Source organism: Mesorhizobium sp. B2-4-14, assembly GCF_006442155.1.
Taxonomy (GTDB): Bacteria; Pseudomonadota; Alphaproteobacteria; order Rhizobiales; family Rhizobiaceae; genus Mesorhizobium.
Map to the genome: position 1 here is coordinate 1 of NZ_VFVA01000083.1, position 1,373 is coordinate 1,373.

Genomic DNA, 1,373 nt, shown 5'->3' on the forward strand with positions numbered 1-1,373 from the left:
ACAATGGCGTGGAAGCGTTTGAGGCCGTTGCTGAAGGTGACCGGGCCCGGCGGGCGCTCCTTTGGATAGCCGTTCCAGCCGCCGAGCCGGGCAATGCACCAGGCCGCCCAAGCGAGCGTGTGTGGCGGATGCGGGTTCTTCTGCGTTTGGGTCTTGCCTTCCAGCCTGGCGACCAGCGCGTCCAGAACGGCGATCTCGGCGGGATTGAAGAGGCGTGTGGCCCTGAGGGTCTGGCCGGCCGCGTCGCGCCCGTGCACGAGTTGCATAACCCTGGTGGCCACGATCAGCGCGGTGGCAGCCAGACGTTCGAGTGCATCGCCATCGGCGATGAGGCTTTCCTCCAGATCGATGGCCTGCGACTTCAAGGTCCGGAACAACTGCTCGATGGTCCAGCGCGACCGGTAGAGATCGACGATGGCGATGGCATCGGCGAGTGTCTTGACGGTGTGGGTTGTCAACAGCCGCCAGATCACCGCGTCCTTGGGCGAAGGCGGATCGATCTCGCGCACTTCCACGATATTGAGCCTGACCGCGCGCGGATCGCGGCGGTCGGCCCCAAGGCGCGGCTGGCGCAAGGTGACCTCGGCGAAGCGAACGGCCAGGTGCACCTTGCGTCCCGGCCGGCCGGGACGCGCCTGCAGATCGAAGGCGATGCGGCCGGCTTCCGGCGTCTTGGCTATCTCGCCGAACAAGCGGCCGCCCTCTTCCCCCAGCGCCCGATCGCGCACAGCGCGCATGAGCACATGCGTGCGCTCGTCAGGCAGCCTTGCCAGCACCTCGTAGATGTCGGCCTCGCGGTCGCCGATCACGGTGAGGAGCGGCGTGTCGGTCAGCGCCTGGCGGGCCGCCGTGGCGGTGGCGATCCATTTGTAGCTTTCCTTGGCTTCGATCGGCAGGGCCTGGTAGTCGTCCGCCTTCTGCCCCCGGCGCCGCCAGATCGTGGCCGCCGCAAGGCCCAGCACCGACCCGTCGCCGGCATCCACGGCCAGCGCCGGGTGTACGAACAGCCCGATATCCTTGCCGTTGCCGACACATCCGAGGCCGCGCTTGCGCGAGGCCTTGGCCTGATAGTTGATCTCGCTGCTGTCCTCGATGATCAGCACATGACGGCCGGCCGCCGCCTTGGCCGTTTGCGCCGCCGCCGTGCGCACGATCTCCTGCACCGTCACGTTGGGATTGCCAAACAGCCGCGTGAACGCAACCTGTTCCGCGCGTGTATCGGCCAGCCGACGCATGCCCGCGCTGATGCGCATGCACATGCGCTCCAGCACCATGCTCCCCTTTTTTGCAAGCGCAGGTCGCCGAAGTATCCAAGCAGCGGGGCCATCGTCGAAATCTCCCGAATCAACAATGGCAGCTACAGAATCACACAC

At 66.6% G+C, this 1,373-nt stretch carries 1 protein-coding gene; it reads right to left on the reverse strand.

All coding sequences use genetic code 11. From position 1 onward, the window contains the following. On the reverse strand, positions 1–1,253 hold a 1,253-nt coding region (locus FJ938_RS29245), incomplete at its 3' end, for an IS4 family transposase (protein ID WP_181169218.1). Between the last annotated feature and the right edge of the window lie 120 nt (positions 1,254–1,373).